The 19,610-nt window shown below is 63.6% G+C and carries 17 protein-coding genes; 7 read left to right on the top strand and 10 right to left on the bottom strand.

Features of this window, described 5'->3' with window-relative positions; translation table 11 throughout:
- Positions 1-9: 9 nt before the first annotated feature.
- A complete protein-coding gene (locus ACTCB7_RS03820) occupies positions 10-192 on the bottom strand; it encodes a hypothetical protein (protein ID WP_463005611.1) in 183 nt (60 codons plus the stop codon).
- Positions 193-477: 285 nt separating this feature from the next.
- Between ACTCB7_RS03820 and ACTCB7_RS03825 the strand changes: the two genes are divergently transcribed.
- The 3 genes from ACTCB7_RS03825 (at position 478) to ACTCB7_RS03835 (ending at position 1,988) form a co-directional block, all read left to right on the top strand.
- Positions 478-723, top strand: coding sequence for a hypothetical protein (locus ACTCB7_RS03825; RefSeq protein ID WP_163650616.1), 246 nt, complete (start codon positions 478-480; stop codon positions 721-723).
- A gap of 124 nt (positions 724-847) precedes the next feature.
- Positions 848-1,429, top strand: coding sequence for a hypothetical protein (locus ACTCB7_RS03830; RefSeq protein ID WP_463005612.1), 582 nt, complete (start codon positions 848-850; stop codon positions 1,427-1,429).
- A gap of 88 nt (positions 1,430-1,517) precedes the next feature.
- Complete coding sequence (locus ACTCB7_RS03835; RefSeq protein ID WP_463005613.1) at positions 1,518-1,988, top strand: YqhA family protein; 471 nt, start codon at positions 1,518-1,520, stop codon at positions 1,986-1,988.
- A gap of 452 nt (positions 1,989-2,440) precedes the next feature.
- Here ACTCB7_RS03835 and ACTCB7_RS03840 read toward each other — a convergent pair whose 3' ends face one another.
- The 3 genes from ACTCB7_RS03840 to ACTCB7_RS03850 all read right to left on the bottom strand — a co-directional run bounded on the left by ACTCB7_RS03840 (position 2,441) and on the right by ACTCB7_RS03850 (position 5,031).
- Positions 2,441-2,659 carry a CocE/NonD family hydrolase gene (locus tag ACTCB7_RS03840; RefSeq protein ID WP_463005614.1) on the bottom strand — a complete coding sequence of 73 codons (219 nt, stop codon included), beginning with the start codon at positions 2,657-2,659 and terminating at the stop codon, positions 2,441-2,443.
- A 167-nt stretch (positions 2,660-2,826) separates the two neighbouring features.
- Positions 2,827-4,155 (bottom strand): ATP-grasp domain-containing protein, encoded by a 1,329-nt coding sequence (locus ACTCB7_RS03845; RefSeq protein WP_463005615.1) that lies wholly within the window; start codon positions 4,153-4,155, stop codon positions 2,827-2,829.
- A gap of 204 nt (positions 4,156-4,359) precedes the next feature.
- Positions 4,360-5,031: an IclR family transcriptional regulator gene (locus ACTCB7_RS03850; protein WP_463005616.1), complete on the bottom strand. Its 672-nt coding sequence runs from the start codon at positions 5,029-5,031 to the stop codon at positions 4,360-4,362.
- Between the two features lie 152 nt (positions 5,032-5,183).
- Between ACTCB7_RS03850 and ACTCB7_RS03855 the strand changes: the two genes are divergently transcribed.
- From ACTCB7_RS03855 to ACTCB7_RS03870, 4 genes are all read left to right on the top strand, one after another.
- Positions 5,184-7,532, top strand: coding sequence for a cytochrome P450 (locus tag ACTCB7_RS03855; protein WP_463005617.1), 2,349 nt, complete (start codon positions 5,184-5,186; stop codon positions 7,530-7,532).
- A gap of 90 nt (positions 7,533-7,622) precedes the next feature.
- Complete coding sequence (locus ACTCB7_RS03860) at positions 7,623-8,657, top strand: TRAP transporter substrate-binding protein (protein WP_463005618.1); 1,035 nt, start codon at positions 7,623-7,625, stop codon at positions 8,655-8,657.
- Between the two features lie 64 nt (positions 8,658-8,721).
- Positions 8,722-9,219 carry a TRAP transporter small permease gene (locus tag ACTCB7_RS03865; RefSeq protein WP_463005619.1) on the top strand — a complete coding sequence of 166 codons (498 nt, stop codon included), beginning with the start codon at positions 8,722-8,724 and terminating at the stop codon, positions 9,217-9,219.
- Entirely contained in the window at positions 9,216-10,517 is a 1,302-nt protein-coding gene (locus ACTCB7_RS03870; RefSeq protein ID WP_463005620.1) for a TRAP transporter large permease, read from the top strand. Before ACTCB7_RS03865 ends, ACTCB7_RS03870 begins: the two co-directional genes overlap by 4 nt.
- Positions 10,518-10,638: 121 nt before the next feature.
- Here the strand turns inward: ACTCB7_RS03870 and ACTCB7_RS03875 are convergent, their stop codons facing one another.
- From ACTCB7_RS03875 to ACTCB7_RS03900, 6 genes are all read right to left on the bottom strand, one after another.
- Entirely contained in the window at positions 10,639-11,340 is a 702-nt protein-coding gene (locus ACTCB7_RS03875; RefSeq protein ID WP_463005621.1) for a M48 family metallopeptidase, read from the bottom strand.
- On the bottom strand, positions 11,337-14,702 hold the full coding sequence (locus tag ACTCB7_RS03880) for a type I restriction endonuclease subunit R (protein ID WP_463005622.1): 3,366 nt from the start codon (positions 14,700-14,702) through the stop codon (positions 11,337-11,339). The genes ACTCB7_RS03875 and ACTCB7_RS03880 overlap by 4 nt, the downstream gene beginning before the upstream one ends.
- A 75-nt stretch (positions 14,703-14,777) precedes the next feature.
- Positions 14,778-16,001, bottom strand: coding sequence for a hypothetical protein (locus ACTCB7_RS03885; RefSeq protein ID WP_463005623.1), 1,224 nt, complete (start codon positions 15,999-16,001; stop codon positions 14,778-14,780).
- A gap of 40 nt (positions 16,002-16,041) precedes the next feature.
- Positions 16,042-17,136, bottom strand: coding sequence for a type II toxin-antitoxin system antitoxin DNA ADP-ribosyl glycohydrolase DarG (darG, locus tag ACTCB7_RS03890; protein ID WP_463005624.1), 1,095 nt, complete (start codon positions 17,134-17,136; stop codon positions 16,042-16,044).
- Positions 17,133-17,789 carry a type II toxin-antitoxin system toxin DNA ADP-ribosyl transferase DarT gene (darT, locus tag ACTCB7_RS03895; protein WP_463005625.1) on the bottom strand — a complete coding sequence of 219 codons (657 nt, stop codon included), beginning with the start codon at positions 17,787-17,789 and terminating at the stop codon, positions 17,133-17,135. The genes darG and darT overlap by 4 nt, the downstream gene beginning before the upstream one ends.
- A gap of 3 nt (positions 17,790-17,792) precedes the next feature.
- Entirely contained in the window at positions 17,793-19,604 is a 1,812-nt protein-coding gene (locus ACTCB7_RS03900) for a GmrSD restriction endonuclease domain-containing protein (protein ID WP_463005626.1), read from the bottom strand.
- Between the last annotated feature and the right edge of the window lie 6 nt (positions 19,605-19,610).

The raw sequence follows: 19,610 nt of genomic DNA on the forward strand, positions 1-19,610 counted from the left end.
AGGGCGAGGTCAGTGCAGTCGGGGCTCGCTCAGGGCGCGATTGGCCTGAAGAGCTTGGGTATAGGTGGGGTAGCGGTCGACCTCGCGGATCTTGCCGCCGGTGGTTTCCAGCAGCAGCCAGTAGTCGGGCTGCTTGAGCTGCCTGCCCGGGCCGAGGTTGGCCGGCGTGATCTTGAAGCTGCGAATCGCCATGACACCCTCCTTATGTTACACAAGGATACAAAACAAGCATGGAAGAGCGACATGCATCGTGAAACGCGATTTTCGCCGTGAATAAGACCGTCAGGCGGGCGCGTGAAGCGGCCTCGGAAAGAGCAGGAAACTCGTCCTGCGGGAGCAGGAAGATGCGACGCACAGGCGGGTTCCCGTCTGTGCGTCGCCAGCGGCGTGACGCCGGGCTACAATGAGCCGCCTGCGGGCTGTGGCCCGGAGCCTGATTTCCGTTGGCTTGAGGCGGTCCTGCCGCCCGGAGTGTCCATGGCAAAGCGAGTCGACACCCTGCGCGCCCTGGCGATTGCCAGTCAGGCCGTGGGTTTCATCCTCATCATCACCCTGGAAACCATGCTCGGCGATGCGGCGCGCCCCTGGCAGGGCGTGACCCTGGCGGTGATGCTGACGGCGGCACTGAGCATCGCCCTGGTGCGTCTCTACCGCCGCAATCGGGCGCGCAAGGCGGCCGCCGAGCGGGCCCGGCGGGCTTCCGAGACCTGGATGTCTGACTGACGTCTTCCCTTGTGCGGCAATTAACAAAAGGATGCGCAAGTAAACAGTATAAAACGTTGATGAAATTGTTGTTTCTCACGCTGACGTCTATAAGAGATGCCATATAAGAAAAGTGAGGAACACCATGCTGGCGCGCAAGGTGCGGCAGCGAGCCGTTGTGGCCTGCTGGAGCTTTACGCTGTTGCTTATTCCCGGCGCCATGGCAGTGGTGATGCGCTTCAATCCTGCTGTCTACGCCGGTCTGCCGTTATCGCGGCGGGAATTCGTGGCCGTGATGCTGGCGTTTTTCGTGATGGCATTCATCGGGATTGCCTTTCTTTGTTCTAAGTTGAATGAGGATCTCGATACGGTCATGCAGGAGAATGACGCCGAAAGTGACGACGCCTTTTCTCGGAAATCGAGAGGCAGAAAGCCGATCAAGGATATCGACCTTCTGGCCGACGATCAGGATGTCGGGTTACGTATATTGCGCATGGCCCAGGGTAGTCCGTTGCGGGGGAAGGTGCCGGAATGGGCGGTGATTCGCACCCTCAATGGCGGAATGCCGTCCACGGCAGCCGAGGCCAATAGCCTGGTGAAAAGCGGCTCCAACCAGATGGAATGGGTCAACCCGCGAGGGGAGGTCAACGTGGCCGTGTTTCAGAGTGCCGGACCGGATCTCAAGATTCAGGTGCAGCAGATCCGCCGGCCCGCCGCTCGAGCGTGACGCGCTCGCCGCGGGGTCGTCGAGAGTGGCGCATCCGCGACGGTGATGGCATAACATCCGGACAGCCTGATAACCGGAGGTGGTCGCCATGATCGAGCGCTGGTTGCGACGCAGCCGACAGATGATTCATGTCACGGTGGTGCTGGCCATCCTGGCGGCCTTCGTGCTCTACGCTCTGGCCTGCCTGAGCCTGCTGCAGACGCTGTGGTCGCTGGCCTCAGGCGGCGTCGGGGATGGCAATACCCTCAAGGAAAGCGCCGTGGGGCTGCTGAAGATGATGGACCTGCTGCTGATCGCGGCAAGTTTTCAGATCATGGCCCACGGCATGTATCGGCTGTTCCTGCGCCCCGACTTCGAAAGCCCCGGGCCTCTGCAGGTGGCCAGTTTCACCGAGCTCAAGCACTCGCTGGTCACGGTGGCCGGCATCGTGCTGGTGATCCTGTTCGTGGAGAACGCCGTCAAGCTGGGCGCAGGGCGGCCGATCCTCGAGCTGGGTATCGCCATTGCGCTGGTGATCGCCGCCTCGGGCTGGGCGTTCCGCTCCGGGAAGGGGCATTGACGTGATGTTGTGGCGTGGTGTGTGTCCTGCTGCTGATCTTGTCGGCTCCGAGGCAGGCCTCGGAGGGCTCACAGCCAAAAGAGGGCAACGCTAAGGAATGCCTCTCTATAGCTATAGCTGCAGGGCGTCACGCCAGCAGGGCATTGAGTTGCTCCACACAGGCCTGAACGACGTTTGCCGCCGCGTCGCTGTTGGATTCGGGGCATGCTGAGAGGATCGCAATGCCGGCCGCGCCAGCGTTCGCCGACCACGGCAGGGTCCGGCGGCAGGGAGTTGTAGGCAAACATGGTGGCCGCCTAGGACAGGTTGTCACCCAGCAGGCACCCCCCATGTAGTGCACATCATCGGCATAGCGATCATCGGTGGAGCAGACGCTGACCACGGCCTCGAGCGCCAGCGGCCAGCTGCCGGCCATTGAAGCCGCCCCAGGAAATGCCGGTCATGCCATTGAATCAGGGCTGCGCGGCGATCCATACGAGTACATCCTCGCCGTCGAGAAGTTCTTGTTCCAGGTATTCGTCATGCAGTATTCCCTCGGAGTTGCCGCTGCCACGCGGGCCCACGCGTACCGACGCATAGCCGTGCCCGGCGAAATAATGAGGGTGGATGGCGTCCCGCCTGGCGGTGCTGTCACGCAGCCGGTAGGGGATATATTCCAGGCTCGCCGGCACGGGAGACTCGTGGGTATCTTCCGGAAGCCAGAGGCGCGCATTGAGCCGAGTTCCATCGCGCAGGGGAACGCAGGGGAATCCAGACGAGGGCACGCCGCTCCACCCCATGCGGGAATGCCGTGACGACCTTCATGACAGCGCCTGCCGGCGACCGATATCCATCGCGCTCATTCCTGCTCGGCCCCTGTGTTGCGCTCAGCCGCCCGGTTTGGCCTGCGCTGCACCTCGTAGGGCAGCATGTCCTGGCAGCGTCGCAAGCGGTTGCGCAGCGCCGACTCGCTATTGGCGCCGAGAAACACTACCCCTAGCTCGTAGGAAAAGGAGTCCTGGTGTCGCAGGCGTGACAGCGACATGCCTTCATGCACGTTGCTCTCGAAGATAGCCCCCGGGAAACACGCCTCGACCTGCTGCGATTCGTCGCGCGTCGGCACGCGGCTTACCCGCCCTTCGTGGAACACCCGAATCATCTGTTTGGCCGCCAGCCGATAGCGTCCCTGTCCGCGCGGCATTCGCGGCGGCAGGCCCAGAGCTACATCGATCATCACCTGGAAATGCGGCGCGCCATCCACCAGCTGAAACAGCGCGGCATGGGATCGGGAAAGCCGGGAGTTGATTTCCAGCAGCCAGATCCGGTCCTGCCGCCGATCATGGAAGAACTCGATGTTGAAAGGGGCATCGTCATAACCGATGTGTTCGACAAAGCGTCTTGTACACGCGACCATCCGCTCCCGCACTGACCCTGGCAGCTTCGATGGGTAGACATAGCGCGACAGCACCGACCGGTGATGCGAGTCGCGAACCGAATCCACGACGCCATAGACATGTACCCGTCCGTTCTGCACATAGCCTTCCAGCGTGTATTGCCGGCCGATGGAGATCAGGCTTTCGGCAATGCAGTGGTGGCCGGTCACGGTCGCGACGTCTCGCGGAATTTCCGCGTGGGCAGTGCTCTGTGCGAGCGGCTTGCCATAGCGCCTAATACCGGCGCGGATAACCGGCAAGACGTTGCGTAGTGTTGCGGCGTCGTCGATGCGAAAGCCGAGGTGGGAAGAATGCGCCGTGATGGGCTTGAGCCAGAAAGGGTAATTCAGCACCACCTGCCTGACGGGGTTCTCATCGAAGGGATCAATCACTTGAAAGGTGGGAACGCAGTCGGGTACGACACGTTTCTGTTCGATTCGGCTCCAGTACTTGTGCTCGCACTGCAATATCGATTCGAGCGACGGCCCGCGCAGCCCCAGACGACGGCGCAGCAAGGGGAGCAGTACGCTAGTGGGAAAGTCCCAGTAGCTGATGATGGCATCTACCTGGTGCGGAAAGCGCGACAGCTCGTTCAGTGCTCGATCCACCAATCCATCGATGTCGTACTCATCGGTGTGCACGACCTCATCGACCGACAGCAGAGGGTGGAAAGCATAGTCATCAGCCTGCCGGAGCATTGGCATCAGCCGCTTGCCCAGAGCGTCGTAACCAATCACGAATACGTTCCAGGACATGCCTTTTCTCCCCTGTCTAGCCATCGTGTAACGGTGTGGAGCTATAAAGGATGGCATTCGAGGCCAGGGCTTCCTTGATGCTGGTCAGCACACGAATGGATGACGGCGGGCGGCAAGCAGGGAGGCGGGAGAGTCGGTGAGGCCGGGGGCGATTCACGTCACTTGTTGGCCGGCCCCTATCCCGACGTCTGTTGCTCTATCGCGTCATGACAACAGGGTATTGAGTCGCTCCACACAGTCCTTGACGGCGCTTGCCGCCGTGTCGGCATCCAGGTCGTCCAGCGCAACGACCCCCACGCTGCCCTCGAAGCCCGAACGTGATGCCGGATCGCACAGCGGACAGGCCACGCCCACGGCGCCGCGCTGGAGCTGCCCGCGGGTAATGCTGTAGCCCAGGCGGCGAGCGTCGCGTACCGCGTCGCTGTCCGATTCAGTTTCGGGGCGTGCCGAGAGGATGGCAATGCCGGCCGCACCGAGGGTCAGGGGATGTCGGCTTCCCACCCGGTAGCCGACCCGGAGCAACGCCTCTTCGGGCTCGGCCACCATCAAGGCCACGCACTCATCGCCTTGGGCGGCCGACAGGTAGGCGGTGGCGTTCGTCTCGCGGGCGAGGCGACGCAGCAAGGGCTCGGCCACGCTGCGTAGTTGCGGCTCGAATTGCGCGGCGAGGCCGAGGACCCCACCCCCCAGGCAGATGGCCCCGTCCTCCCGGCGATAGGCGAGGGCGTTCGCCTCCAGCGTCGCCACGATGCGATAGACGATCGCCCGGTTGATCCCCAGCGCCTCTGCCAACTCGGCAATGCTCAGGCCGCTTGGGTGGCGGGCGATGATCTTGAGGGCCTGGAGCCCCCGATCGAGGGTTTGCAATTGACTCATCGTGCGTGGCTCGCCGTTCAGAAACTGCAACTTAGACTTTGGGCTAGAGAGCCCAGGGTATCACCTGTCCGCCCCTTGACCCCGGTCAAGGGCTTACCTATGTTCGTTCACAGAACAAGTCTTTTCAATAAAAGTAAATAACGAGACCCGCCATGCTCACGCCTCGGACCTCGCCGCGTGCCGACGAAGGACGTTGTCCTTTTCGCGACGCCGCCTCTCATGCCTCCGATGTGGCGCCGAACGGCTGCCCGGTATCGCCGCAGGCGGCATCGTTCGATCCCTTCGAAAGCGACTATCAGCTGGATCCGGCGGAGGCGCTGCGCTGGTCCCGCGATCAGGAGCCGGTCTTCTACAGCCCCAAACTCGGCTACTGGGTGGTCAGCCGTTACGCCGATGTGAAGGCCATCTTCCGCGACAACCGAACGTTCTCGCCGTCCATTGCCCTGGAGAAGATCACGCCGACCACCCAGGCTGCGCAGGACACGCTCCAGCGCTACGGCTATGCCATGAACCGCACGCTGGTCAACGAGGACGAACCGGCCCACATGGAGCGCCGCCGCGCCCTGATGAAGTCGTTCGAGCTGGAGGAGCTGGCCCATCACGAACCCATGGTGCGGCGCCTGACGCGCGAGTATCTGGATCGGCTGGTCGACAAGGGCGAGGCGGATCTGGTCGATGAGATGCTCTGGGAGATCCCGCTGACCGTGGCGCTGCACTTTCTCGGCGTGCCCGAGGAAGACATGGACACGCTTCGCGAGTACTCCATCGCCCACACCGTGAACACCTGGGGCCGGCCCTCGCCGGACGAGCAGGTCGCCGTCGCCGAGGCGGTGGGCAAGTTCTGGCAGTATGCCGGCCAGGTGCTGGAGAAGATGCGGCAGGACCCTGCCGGCCATGGCTGGATGAAATACGCCATTCGTCGCCAGCAGGAACTGCCGGAGGTGGTCACCGACTCCTACCTGCATTCGATGATGATGGCCGGCATCGTCGCCGCCCACGAGACCACGGCACACGCCACCGCCAACATGCTGCGCCTGCTGCTGGAAAACCGCGCGGTCTGGGAGGATCTGTGTGCCAACCCGTCCCTGATTCCCAATGCCGTCGAGGAGTGCCTGCGTCTGTCGGGGTCGGTGGCCGCCTGGCGGCGTATCGCCACGACCGATACACGGATCGGCGACGTGGCGATCCCCGAGGGGGCGAAGCTGTTGATCGTCAGTGCTTCGGCCAACCATGACGGCCGGCACTTCGAGAATCCCGATGAGCTGGACATCTATCGGGACAACACCACCGATCATCTGACCTTCGGTTACGGCAGCCACCAGTGCATGGGCAAGAATCTCGCTCGCCTGGAGATGCGGATCTTTCTCGAAGAATTCACGCGCCGCCTGCCGCACATGACCCTGGTTCCCGACCAGACATTCACCTTCGTGCCCAACACCTCGTTCCGTGGCCCGGAGCATCTGTGGGTACGCTGGAACCCGACCCGGAACCCCGAACGCCGCGACGGCTCGCTACGGGAGCAGGGGCGTGATTTCCCGCTGGGCGCGCCCTCCCGGCGCGATGCCGAGCGGGAGGCCGTGGTGACTCAGGTCATCCACGAGACGCCCGACGTCATCCGCCTGGTGCTGGAAGATCCGCGCGGGCGACCACTGCCGCGCTGGACGCCCGGCTCACACATTGACCTGGCCGTGGGCGACGTCACGCGCAAGTATTCCCTGTGCGGCGACCCGGACGACGAGTATCGCCTGGAGGTCGCCATCCGCCGGGAAGCGCCGGGGCGGGGCGGCTCCCGCTACATCCATGACACGGTCAAGCCGCAGACCCGGGTACGTCTGCGGGGCCCGCGCAACCATTTCCGGCTGGACGAGACTGCCGACGACTACCTGCTGATCGCCGGTGGCATCGGCATCACCCCGATCATCGCCATGGCGGATCGACTCAAGCGGCTTGGCAAGCGTTACACCATCCACTACGGGGGGCGTTCCCGGGGCTCCATGCCCTTGCTGGCGCGACTGAAGCGGGACCATGGCGATCGGCTGTGCCTGTATCCGGCAGACGAGGGGCGGCGTCTCGATCTACCGGCCGTCGTGGGCGGACGTGGCGAGGCCCAGGTCTATGCCTGTGGCCCGGCGCGTCTGCTCGATGCGCTGGCGGAGCTCACCCGGGACGCTTCGGACGCCATCCATGTCGAGCACTTCAGCGCGAGTCACGCGATCCTCGATCCCCGCCAGGAGCAGGCCTTCGAGGTGGAACTCAGCGACTCCGAACTGACCGTGCCCGTAGCCGCCGACCAGACCGTGCTGCAGGCGCTGCGCGCGGTCGGTGTCGACGTGCCCAGCGACTGTGAAGAGGGGCTGTGCGGCACCTGCGAGGTAGCCGTCATGGCGGGCGACGTGGATCACCGTGACAAGGTTCTGAGCGCCGACGAGCGAACCGCCAACCGGCGCATGATGACCTGCTGCTCCCGTGCGAAGCGCGGCAAGCTCGTGCTGGGACTCTAGCCGGTCGATAACGTCTTTCTCCCGGCCCCTGACGGCCAAACAACAATACCAACCCCATCTCCGCGCCTGCGGAGCAATCAGGAGCACCCTGTGAACAACAAGACGCTTACCTTCGCCTCGCTTGCCATCGGTGCGACGCTGCTGATGTCGCAAGCCGCCTCCGCCCAGACCACGCTCAAGGTCAGCCATTACCTGCCCCCCGTGCATGGCATCCATACCGATTTCATCGTGCCCTGGACCGAGCAGGTCACAAAGTGCACCAACGGTGAGGTCCAGTTCGATATCTATCCGGGCGGAACGCAGCTGGGCAATGTCGCCAAGCAGCAGGAGCAGGTGCTGGCCGGCGTCGTGGATATCGCACTCGGCCTCCAGGGGATCCCCCGCGGGCGCTTCCCGCGCACCTCGTTGATCGAATTGCCGTTCATGACGCGCGATGCCGGGGCCGCCAGCGAGACGCTGTGGGCGATGTATCCCGAGTATCTGGCCCCCGAATATCGCGGCCTCAAGGTGCTCGCCTTGTTCGCCCATAACGGTGGGCTCATTCATACGGCGGACAAGAAGGTGGAAACCATGGAGGACATGCAGGGGCTGCGCCTGCGCACTCCCAGTCCCGCCGTCTCGCAGATGCTGACGGCGCTGGGCGCCACCCCGCAGGGCCTGCCGCCGGGCGAGGTCTACGAGAACATTCAGAAGCACGTGATCGACGGGACCGTGTTCCCCTGGGACCCGGTGAAGTCGTTCGGCTTGAACGAGGTGCTCAACTATCACCTGGACGCCGGCGCCTATACGGTCCCGTTCTTCTTCGTGATGAACCAGCGCAAGTACGACTCGCTGCCCGAGAACGTCCAGGCGTGCATCGACGAAGCGTCGGGGGCCTCGCTGGAGGCCAAGTTCGGTGACTGGTGGGACAAGTGGGACGCCGCCGGCCGCGAGGAAGCCGTGGCCTCCGGCGATGTCATCACCCACCTGACGGATGCCGAGCGTGAGCGCTGGCGCGAGGCACTGAAGCCCACCACCGAGGCCTATATCCAGGAGGTCGCCGATCACGGGGTCGACAACGCGCGCGAGATCTACGAACGCATGCGCGAGCTGCTCGCCGAGAAGCAGCAAGACGACGCCTCCTGAGCCTCCTTGCGTGGGCCGGCACCCGCCAGGGTGACGGCCCGCCGTCTTTAGGGTGACCCTATTTATGCGATATGTGATAACCGCCTTGCGCTCCCTGGTGACGCTGGTCGCCGTGATCGGGGTCGCGGCGTATGCGGCGGCCGCGCTGCTGACGGTGGCCGACATCATCGGCCGCCAGCTCGGCTATCCCGTGCCCGGGGTGGTCGATCTGGTCCAGTTGTTCGTGCTGGGCGGGGCCTGGCTGGTCATTCCCTACGCCTTCATGACCGGGGCCCATGTGGGGGTGGATCTACTTGTCGAGTCGCTGCCCCGTCAGCTGACGCGCGTGATGCGGGGCGTCGCCGGGCTGGCCGCCATGGCGCTGCTGGGGATGATGCTGTACTTCTGTTACGCCACCTTCCAGCAGCAGGTCATGTTCGGTGATCGTTCGCAGCAACTGGGCATCCCGATCTTCTACTACTGGGTGCCGCTGCTGTTTGGCGTCGGCCTCTCCATCGTCGGGACCGGACTCGGCCTGCTGCCGTCCCTGCAGCCGACGGCTTCCACGGAGGTCGCCTCATGAGTGGCGCGATGCTCGGTCTGGCCGGTTTTGGCCTGACGCTGGTGTTGATTGCCTTTGGCTTCCCGGTCGCGGTGGCCATGGCGCTGGTGGGGGTCGGTGGTTTCTGGTGGCTGAACGGACTCATGGGGGCCGGGTTCATCCTCGGCTCGTCACCCTTCGAGGCGATCTTCCCGTACTCGCTGAGTGTCGTGCCGCTGTTCGTGATGATGGGCGTCTTTGCGGCGCGCGCCGGGCTGTCACGTTCGCTGTTCGACATGGTCAACAGCTTTCTGGGTCATGTGCGTGGCGGGCTCGCCGTGACCGGCGTCGGTGCCTGTGCCATCTTCGGCGCCATCTGCGGGTCGTCCCTGGCCACGGTCGCGACGATGGGGCGCGTGGCGATCCCCGAGATGGAGAAGCGCGGCTATGACGGCTCGCTGTCGTCCGCTTCCATCGCCGCGGGCGGCACGCTGGGGGTCTTGATCCCGCCCTCCATCCTGCTGGTGATCTACGGCATCCTCACCCAGACCTCGATCGGCCAGTTGTTCATCGGTGCCATCCTGCCCGGGATCATCGGGGCGGTGCTCTATGGATTGGCGATTATCGTGCGGGTACGCATGGCCCCGCATCTGGCGCCTTCCACGCCCAGGGCCGGGTGGGGCACTCGGCTGGCCACGCTGCGTCGGGTCTGGGGGGTGCTATTGCTCTTCGCGCTGGTGATCGGGGGCATCTATCTGGGCTGGTTCTCGCCCACCGAGGCCGCCGCGGTGGGGGCTGTCGGCGCCTTCGGCCTGGCGCTGCTTTCCGGTGAGCTCGATCGCCAGGCGCTGTGGGGCGCGGTGCGGGAAACCGCGGGCCTGACGGGGATGATCTTCTTCATCCTGATCGGCGCGTCGCTGTTCAACTATTTCCTGGAAACCACCGGGCTGCCCAGCGCGCTGATCGGCGGCATCGAGGCCAGCGGACTGTCGCCGGCCATGGTGCTGGTCCTGATCATGCTGTTCTACATCATCCTGGGCTGCTTCATGGACGCCATGTCGATGATCCTGCTGACCGTGCCGTTCCTGGCGCCGGTCGCGGCCTCGCTGGATTTCGACATGGTGTGGTTCGGCGTGCTCGTGGTGACGGTGGCCGAGATCGGCCTGATCACCCCGCCCATCGGCATGAACCTGTTCGTGGTCCAGGCAACCCAGCCCCATCTGACTCAGCGCATGGTCATCCGCGGGATCCTGCCGTTCATCCTGGCGGATGTGGTGCGGCTCGTGCTGCTGGCAGCGCTTCCTATGCTGACTCTGTGGTTGCCCGGGAAGATGTTCTGAGGGCAATGGCTATCGCTATCCTTCATCGCAATGCCTCGTGTCTGTAGGTAATGCGGTGATCGAAGCGAGGGTGACGGGTGTCTAGAACACCCGGGGCGACTCAGGGTTCAGAGGAGTAAGTTTAAAGCCCCTCCACCTCGATCCCATGCCGAGCAAGCCAGGCCTTGCGCTGTTCATAGTCCGGCATGGCGCGCTCCAGGCGGCGCCAGAAGGCGGGGGTGTGGTGGGGCTCGTACAGGTGGACGAGTTCGTGAACGACCACGTACTCGGCGATGTGCCGGGGCAGCAGGATGGTCTTCCAGTGGAAGTAGACCCGGTTGGCTTTACCGCAGGAGCCCCAGCGATAGCCAAGGTCCTGGACCTTCACGCCAGCGGCCTCCAACCCCATGCGTCGGGCATGCTCCCTCACCTTGGCGGCGAGCCAGTCTCCGGCGCGGGCGCTGTACCAATGGACAAAGTGTTCACGAGCATCGGGCAGGGCGTCTTCGCGTAGCTGGAAGCGCCCGGCGGCCAGCTTGAGCGGAACACCCTGGATATCAGGGGCCACTCGCTTGAGTCGGTAGCTGCGTCCCAGATACAGGAAGCCCTCGCCGTTGACGTATTCCTTGCGCGGAAGTTGGCGCCGGCGCTCGGCCTTCTGCGCCAGCTTCTGGTAGATCCACAGCCGCTTCTCGAGCACGAAATTGCGCAGGAGCTGTTCATCGGTGCCCGTGGGCGCGGCGATGACCAGTTCGCCGTCGCGGTCCACGGTGATCTCCAGCGTCTTGCGACGCGAGCTTTCGCGCACCTCGAGGGTGAGGTCGTCCACGTCCAGCTGTGTCATGCGTTCACCAGCTTATGGTGGTTGCTGCGCGCCAACTCGAAGAGCCGCTCGGCGGTGGCCTCGGCCTGGTCCATCGGCACCAGGCTGCCCATCATCAGCTGGCTGAACAGGTGCTGCTTGAGGCGCTCCTGATCCGGGATGTGAGAAGGCTTCCAGAAGTCGGGAATGGCGATCTCCGGCTGGATCGTTGCTACGACCTCTTCGGTGGCATCGAGCAGCGATTGGGCGGTGGCCGGGTCCATGCTCTCTGGTTCCAGGCCGGCGCTGGCCACCAGCTCACGCCAGAAGGGCTCGGCATGGGCGGGCATCTCGGGAATTCCCTCGCCCGGGTCTCTAGCCCCGTCACGCAGTTGCTGGATCAGCGTCCTGAGCGCTTCCACCTGCTCGGCCCACTGGCCATCGAGCTGGTCGAGCAGCTCCTCCAGGCGCTCACTCAGGCGGCTGTACTTAACCGGATCTTCATCCAGGTGCTTGCGCACGTGGGAGCGCACCGCGTGCTCCATCTCCGAGGCCTTGGCCCGGTCGCCTGCCTGGCGGCCGACGTGCTCATCGAACTCGGCATCGGTGAGCTGAACCGGCGGGATGCGCGGGTCGATGCCGAGCGAGATTACATAGTCGTCGATCAGCTTGCGCACCTTGTTGCCGGTATCGCGCCCGAGCTCCGGGGTGTCCTTGTAGCGGTTGCGCGCCAAGGCATGGATATAGGCAAGGCGCTTGGCGTCGTTGACGAACTCCAGTCCCTCGGGCCGCGGCAGCACGTCGTCCAGGCCACGATTGAACTCCTTGAGCTTGACCATGAACTCGGCGCGCACCCGCTCATCACCGAGCGCTTGCACCGCCTCCTCGGCATCGTCCAGGTCGTCCACGCCCTGAGCACGCAGCACGTCGATGACCCGCAGGTGGCGATCGCGCAGCAGCGGTATCTCGTCCTTGAGGCTCTGCAACGCGCCCTCGATATCCTCCTCACTGTAGGCGGCCAGGGCCTCCTTGAGGTGGTTGGCCACGCCGAAGTAGTCCACCACGATGCCGTGGGTCTTCCCGTGGCCGGTGCGGTTGACCCGGGCGATGGCCTGCAGCAGCTCCGCCTCGCGCAGCGAACGGTCCAGGTACATCACCCCCTCGATGGGAGCGTCGAAGCCGGTCAGCAGCATGCTCTTGACGATCAGGAAGGCCAGCGGATCGTGCTTGGCGGGATCCTTGGGCGCCTCGCCGGAGAGCGGCCGCAGCGGCTTCTTGAAGCGCCTGATGTGATTCTCGACGGCGGCGCGGTCGCTCCACCTGGCCCAGGCGGAATCGTCGTTGTTGCCGCCGCTGAACACCACCGCGAACTCCAGCTCGCACAGCACCTTGCGATAGCGCCAGGCCTGGATCGCCGCCTTGACCCGGGGTGGGCGCAGGAGCAGCTGGCCATCGTCCAGCGCCTTGTCCTCGGGGGAGAGTGCCATGGCCTCCTCCAGCAGTTCGGCCTTGGCCTGCTCGAGGGCCTCGAAGTAGCGCAGCGCCGCACGGCGGCTGTAGGCCACCAACTGGGCCTTGTAGCCGTTGGGGAGGATATGGGTGACGTAGTGGCGCAGGATGTCCTGGGCCTTCTCCTGGATCAGCTGTGGCGCCTCGAAGATCTGCCCCTTGGTGGCGTACTTCTTCTTGATCGCCTCCAGCTCTTCCTTGCTGTGATCGCGGAACAGGTCCTCGAACAGGCCGTCGAGGCTGGCGCCGTCCTTGATCGCCCCCTTGGCGGTGCGCCCCTCGTAGAGAATCGGCACCGTGGCGCCATCCTGCTCCGCCTCCTTGATGGTGTAGCGGTCGATGTACTCGCCGAAGATGTCGTGGGTGCGCTTCTTGTCGCCCATGATGATGGGCGTGCCGGTGAATCCGATACGGGCGGCGTTGGGCAGGGCGCGCATCATGTTGGCATGCAGGTCGCCGGCCTGGGTGCGGTGGGCCTCGTCCACCAGGATCAGGATGTCCTCGCTGGTGTTGAGCACCTCGAAGGGCTCGCTGAGGGTCGGCTTCTTCGGTGCGTTATCGCCCGTGGAAACATCCGGTTCGGCGGCATCGCGACGGCCGGTGTCCAAGCTCGGTGACGTACTGGCGTAGTCGTCGCGGGCCTCTTCTTCGGTATCCGGGTCGCGGTACTTCTGGATGGTGCCGAACACCAGGCCGGGGCCATCGCGGGCCAGCAGCTTCTTGAGCTGAGTGGTGTTACCGGCTTTCTCGACTCTCTCTCCGGTAAGCTCAGCGGTGGCGGACAGCTGGGCCTGCAGGTCCTTGCGGTCGGTGATCACCACCACCTTGAAGCGGCGCAGCGCCGGGTCGGTGCGCAGCTTGCGCACCAGGAACACCATGGAGAGACTCTTGCCGCTGCCCTGAGTGTGCCAGACGATGCCGCCGCGTCGGTCGGCCTCGCCGTCCTCGCGGCGCGTCTTGCCGCTCTTTAGACGTTCGACGGCTCGGGTCACACCACGGAACTGCTGATAGCGGCACACCAGCTTGATCTCCTGGCCGCCGATAGTCATGAACAGGGTGTAGTGGCGCACGATGTCGAGCAGGTTGGCCCGGGTGAGCATGCCGGCGATCAGCCGCTGCTGGGCGGAGAGATCGGCCACGCCGAGGTCGATGGCCACCTCCGCCTCGCGCTGGGGCGCCACCGTCTTCCAGCTCAGGTAGTGGGCGAAGCGGGTGCCGATGGTGCCCACTCGCGCCTCATCGAAGTTGCTGGCGACCAGGAACTGGCTGGTGGCGAATAACGCTGGCGCGCCCTCGTGCTCCTCGACCTCGTTCTCCAGGAAGCGCTGGTCGTGGTAACGGCGCAGTTGGTCCACCGCTTCGCTGAGGCCCTCCGGCACGGTGCGGCTCTTGCACTCCACCACCACCAGTGGAATGCCGTTGACGAACAGCACGAGGTCCGGGATCACGTGCCCCTTGGCCGAGTCGTGGCCTGGCGGGCACTTCACCTTGAACTGGTTGACTACCGTGAAGATGTTGTTCGAGGGGACATCCCAATCGATGTAGCGCAGCGTCTGGCCGCGGCCGCCGTCCCAACCCTCGAGCCCCTCGACGGGCAGGCCATTCAACAGTAGTTCGGTGGCCTGCTTGTTGGCCTCAAGGGTCTTGCTGGCCGGAAGCCGGGTGATGGCCGCCACCGCCTGGTCCAGGCGCGTCTCATCGAGCCAAGGCTTGCCATCACGGAGATTGAGCCGGCGCAGTCGTTCGCGTAATAGCGGCTCCATCACTACCTGGGAAAAGCGGTCGCGGTGGGTAATGGTGGGGTCGTCTAATGATCCGGCCAGAAACTCCCAGCCCTGATCCACCAGTTGATCGATAAAGGGCTTCTCGACGTCCGTGTACTCGGGACCTGCCATGCCCTGGCTCCAATATGCGATGAAAGACTCTCGATGCTAATGGACACCTAATGCTTTGGGAAATTTGGCACGCTACTACCACTGCCTGCGCTGCCGAGAATAGGTGTAGCTGGTCACATTTTCGATATCGGCAAACAAGGTGGCGATGCCCTGATTCAGCGGATTCCCGGCCTCCAGTCTGTGCTCGACCCAGGCCAGCCACTCGCCCAGCGATGTCTCGCCGATCATGGTATCCAATTCAAGATCAAGCTGCTTCAGAGCCAGAAAAAAATGACGGGCGCGCTCATGGCGCTGCCAGGTATCCGCCAGCTCCAGAAACCGCTGCCATTGATTGTCGTCGCGTTGACGCGCCTGCTCAGCAAGATAGCGTTCATGTTCGGCAATTCTGGCAAGCCGCGCCTTCTCCAGCCGCTGCTGTGTTTCAAGCACCAGCAGCGGTGCGGCCTTCGTCAACGTCTCGAAAATCTCCGGGAGACACGCTTCCAGCGCCACTTCATCCGTTTCCAGCCACTCATGCCTGAAGCCTGTGGGTAGATAGCGCTTGATTTCGAAGACCAGCCGCCCAGTCGGTTGAAGCTCCGGCTTCCAGTCTTTACCGGCATTCCAGCTCCAGCGTTTTTCTTCTGCCGTCAAGGGGCGCCGAATCTGCCGGTTCTTCTCGCGAAGCTGGATGGGGATCTTCTCCCCCTGAAGCTCGATAGCCAACTTCTTGCGCTCTTCCTCCATTGCCTTGCCGCCTGCCTTCTCGATGGCCTTGAAAAGGGTGTCGAGAATCCGCTGTCGGCGTCGATCTATCGGGGTAAAGGGAGGTGAAGACCAGTTGAGCAGTGGATCCCGACGACCATCTTCCTTTCTTCTTTTATGGTCTTCCAGCCAGCCGGCGATGATGCGATGAGGCTTTCTCAGTTGTGCCGGAACACTCAAGCTGGGACCTGACTTGGCGGGTGCCTTCTTCTTCGACTCAGGCGTCGATGTCGGAGCAGGCCTGGCCTTTCTACCAGCCGCCTTTGGTGTATCAGTTCGGGGCGATATCTTGCTGCGAGAGGGGGGAGGCGCAATGACCACGGTACTGGTATCGCCGGGCGCTTCGGGAAGCGGTGGCCGAATCACGGCCTTTCCAGCCGCCACTTGCGACCAGTGGCCTGCGGGAGGCGTGGGTATTTCGGCCTGGTCGCATAGATCCTTCAGCCGTTGGCTCGCTACACCATACTCGCGAGCCAGATGGCTCATGGGCGATGACCACACCTTTTCATATAGCCGTTCGCGATCGATACGTGTAACCGGTGCATCTTCCGCCACGATCCCCTCCCTCCCGTTCGAAGACCGCTGTCATATCGTCCTATGACTCGGCGATCAAAGGTATGTGAACACCTCCTCCATCCGTCAGTCGCTCGAGCGCCAGCGCGATCAGGCGGTCCGAAAACAGCCGCAACTTGCGTTGGCCGGCAATGTCATCGGGCCAATGTCGCAAGCCCTCCTTGATGGATTCGACGGTTGGCTCGACATGCTCCTGGCTGATGAGCCAGTCCAGCGTCGCCAACACTTCCATTCCCAGCGGCGACTGGAAGCCGTCGATCAGTGCATCGACTTCTTCGAGTACTTCGGCGTAGGGGTGTGCTTCGGCGCTGCGCAGGTAGGCGCTGACACGCTCTCGGCGGGACTCGTCGAACCAGACCACCTCATCAGGGGTGGCATCGTTGATGCGTTTCTCGCTGTGGAGGTAGCTGCCATCCAGGCCGTTGAGCAAGTGCCGTAGCCGATCGGAGTAGGGACCATAGCGGTGCGGCTGGAACTCGAGCCTGAGAGGGTTTTCCAGGCCGTGAGCGATGATTCGCCGTTCCATCAGCCAGGCGAGTTTCTGGACTTCCAGCAGTGAGCACTCGAGGCCCAGCACCCAATAGCGGCGCACCAGCTCGGCGATCAGTGCCCGCGCCGGAGTCAGCTTCTCGACGCCCGAGCGCTTGGCGACATTCTGGTATTCGCGGGTCGGCCCGAAGACAAGCACTCGCACATCACCAAGGTCGCCGAGAGCAGCCTCGATACGCGGGCGTACCTGGTCCCATTCCAACCCCCCGTTGCCGCAACCCAGCGGGGGCAGGGCGATGGAGCGAATGTCCTGTTCTCGGATCACTCGCTTGAGGTCCTCCAGACCGGACTCGATCCACTCCATTCGCGTCCTGGCGCGCCAGTGCTGCTTGGTCGGGAAGTTGATGATCCAGCGCGGCCCCATCAGGGCGTCCCGCTGGGTGACGAACATGCGCCCCGTTACCACCTGCTGGTGCTTACAGGCATCCTCATAGGCGGCGAAGTTCTCGGGGAACGCCTCCTTGAACATCAGGGCGATGCCCTTGCCCATCACACCGACGGTGTTGACGGTGTTGACCAGTGCCTCGACGTCGGCCTCGAGGAGGTTGCCACGGGTGTACTCAATCATCGGAAGAACCAGTTGGGGCGTGTCACCACCTTCAGCGGAAGCTGGTGTGCTGCTACCTGTGTTTCTACAGCGACTCGCACCTCGTCAGTATACGTGCCAACGCCAAGTAGTGCAGAGGCCGGCAGATGATGATGTACCAACGCCTCGGCCTGGTATCGCTCAGTCTTCTCCGGGTCTTCTGGATCTCGACGGAAGTCCTGCGCCTGCAACAGCTGCCAGGGGACGAACTCCGCGAGATCCTCCAGCCGGTTGCTGAAGCGGGCCAGGGGTAGATAGGCGTGGCGGTCGGTGAAGACGAAGGGCAGTCCCATTTCCTGCATACGCGGCAGTGAGCAGACCAGCACGAGGATGTCCTGCTTGCTTTGGATAGGCACGCCACGCCCTGTCACGATGTTGAGCAGCATCGGAGACGCGGGTGTGAAGTAGAAAGGAATGTAATCGCTGAGCGTGCCGCCAGGTGGCATGGGGACCTCTCGAGTCGCTCGCCGTCCTATCAGATCGCGATTGCCGATCGTGACGAATCCGGGGTCCTGCTCCGCGGCCGAACGGCAGTAGAGCCCGTTCGCCAGTAGCCATGGCAGATTATCGCGATGCGTAATGCGAAAGATCAGTGCCTTGCGGGCATTCAGGCTACGTGAGAGGTCGGTGGCCATGGGTCAGTCTTCCCCCTCCTCATCGGCGCCTGCCAGCGGCTTCTTGCCCATGGCCTTCTCGATGATCTCGAGCAGGCGGCGCTTGCGCTGCTGGTAGAAGGCGTCGAAGTCGTCGGCGCGCAGCGTCGCGGCGGGGAGGCGGTGGCCCTCGAGGAGGGCGTTCATCGCCTCGTCATCGAGCTGGACCTGTTCGTGGCCCTGCAGGGCGGTCAGGTACTGGGAGGGCGCGTCACCGCCGATCATACGGTTGGCCTTATAGGAAATCGGGGTCTTGTTGATGATCGCATCGTAGACCCGCGGCGGTATGCCCTGCGCCTCGCACCAGGTCCGCGGAAAGATATGGTGGATGTCCAGTTCGACCCCCTGCGTATCCAGCTGCTGGATGTCGCCTTTCCAGAAGAAGTCCTTGGCTCCCTCGCGAAGGATCAGCACATTGATGCCCTTGTAGGCGGCACTCAGGCGGCTGCGTAGGGACTCCAGCCGGGTCGGGTCGAAGGAGGCGTCCGTCACGGTGCGTGGCACCTGGCTGTCGTCCTCGAACCAGTTCATCAGCTCTTCCAGGTCCAGGGCGATGCGGGTCTCCACCGCACCGCCGTAGAGCTCGCCCAACACCCCGCTCCAGAACCAGCGCGAGAGCTTGGCGTGGATGCGCGGCTCGCGCCAGCGGTTGCCCAGCAGAGTCATGACTGCGGCCAGGGGGACCAGTTGAGTGCCGTAGGGCAGCTCGCGGCGGCTGTAGAAGCATTCGCCGAGCAGGAAGCGGGCCGCCTCGACGAAGCCTTTTTCGACCTCATCGACCCAGTGCTTGTACGCCGACAACGGCAGGTCCAGCACCGAGGCGCGCTTGGCGCTGACCGGGCGCACCTGCTTGCCCGTCTTGCCGGCCTTGAGGTCCTCCAGCTTGCGCTCGCGGGTGTGCAGCAGGGTGATGGCCTGGAGCAGGTCGGTGCTCTGCACATCCCTGAGCAGCTCATGCGCCTCGAAGCGTGCCTTGCGGGACGCCACCTGGCGGATGTCGGAACCGAACCAGTCGTCGCGCAGGTTGTAGCCCTCGGCGGCGTAGCTGGCGGTGATTAGCTCGAACACCGAGAGCTGCACGCCGCCGGTGTTCACCTTCTCGAACACCAGGCAGACGGCCTCCTTGGAGGTCTCCTTCTTTAGCTCGATTACTGGAAGCTGGTAGGAGCGAAACGCGTTGATGACCTCCTTGCGGAACTTCATGTAGGTGCTGAAGTTCTCCGGGGCGTACTCCTGCAGGGCCTCCTCGAAGTCATCGGAGTTGATGATCTGATCACAGGGGAAGAACAGTTGCTCGCATTCGAGTCTGCGACTGGAGAGGTCCAGCTTCACATCTCGACCAAAGTTAGTAAGAACCTGACGATTTTCATCTACGGCCTCGATAGCGTCATCGAGCTGGTCTTCTCCTGCCAGTGCCTTCTGAATATCGAAATAGTAGTGACGCTTGATGGGCTTGCCCTTGGCGGTGCGCGTATCCACCGGGATGGGCAGGCCCACCGCCTGGGTCAGACTGGTGAGGCGCTGCTGGCCGTCGAGGATCAGCTGGTTGGGGTCCTTGGTCACGCCATCGGCGTCGATGCCTTCGACCGGCCGTGTCTCGAAACGCACCTCGCCGCCGGTCTCCATCAGCATCACCGCGCCTACCGGGAAGGAGCGGGCGATGCTGACCAGCAGGCTCTTCACGTGGTCGTCGTCCCACACCCAGCCACGCTGGAAGTCGGGGAGCTGAATCTTGCCGGTGGTGATGTCCTTGAGCAGCTCAGGCAGCGAGCGCTTGGTGCTGTCGAAGGTGGTCATGGCGGT

This window comes from Modicisalibacter sp., from assembly GCF_055145905.1.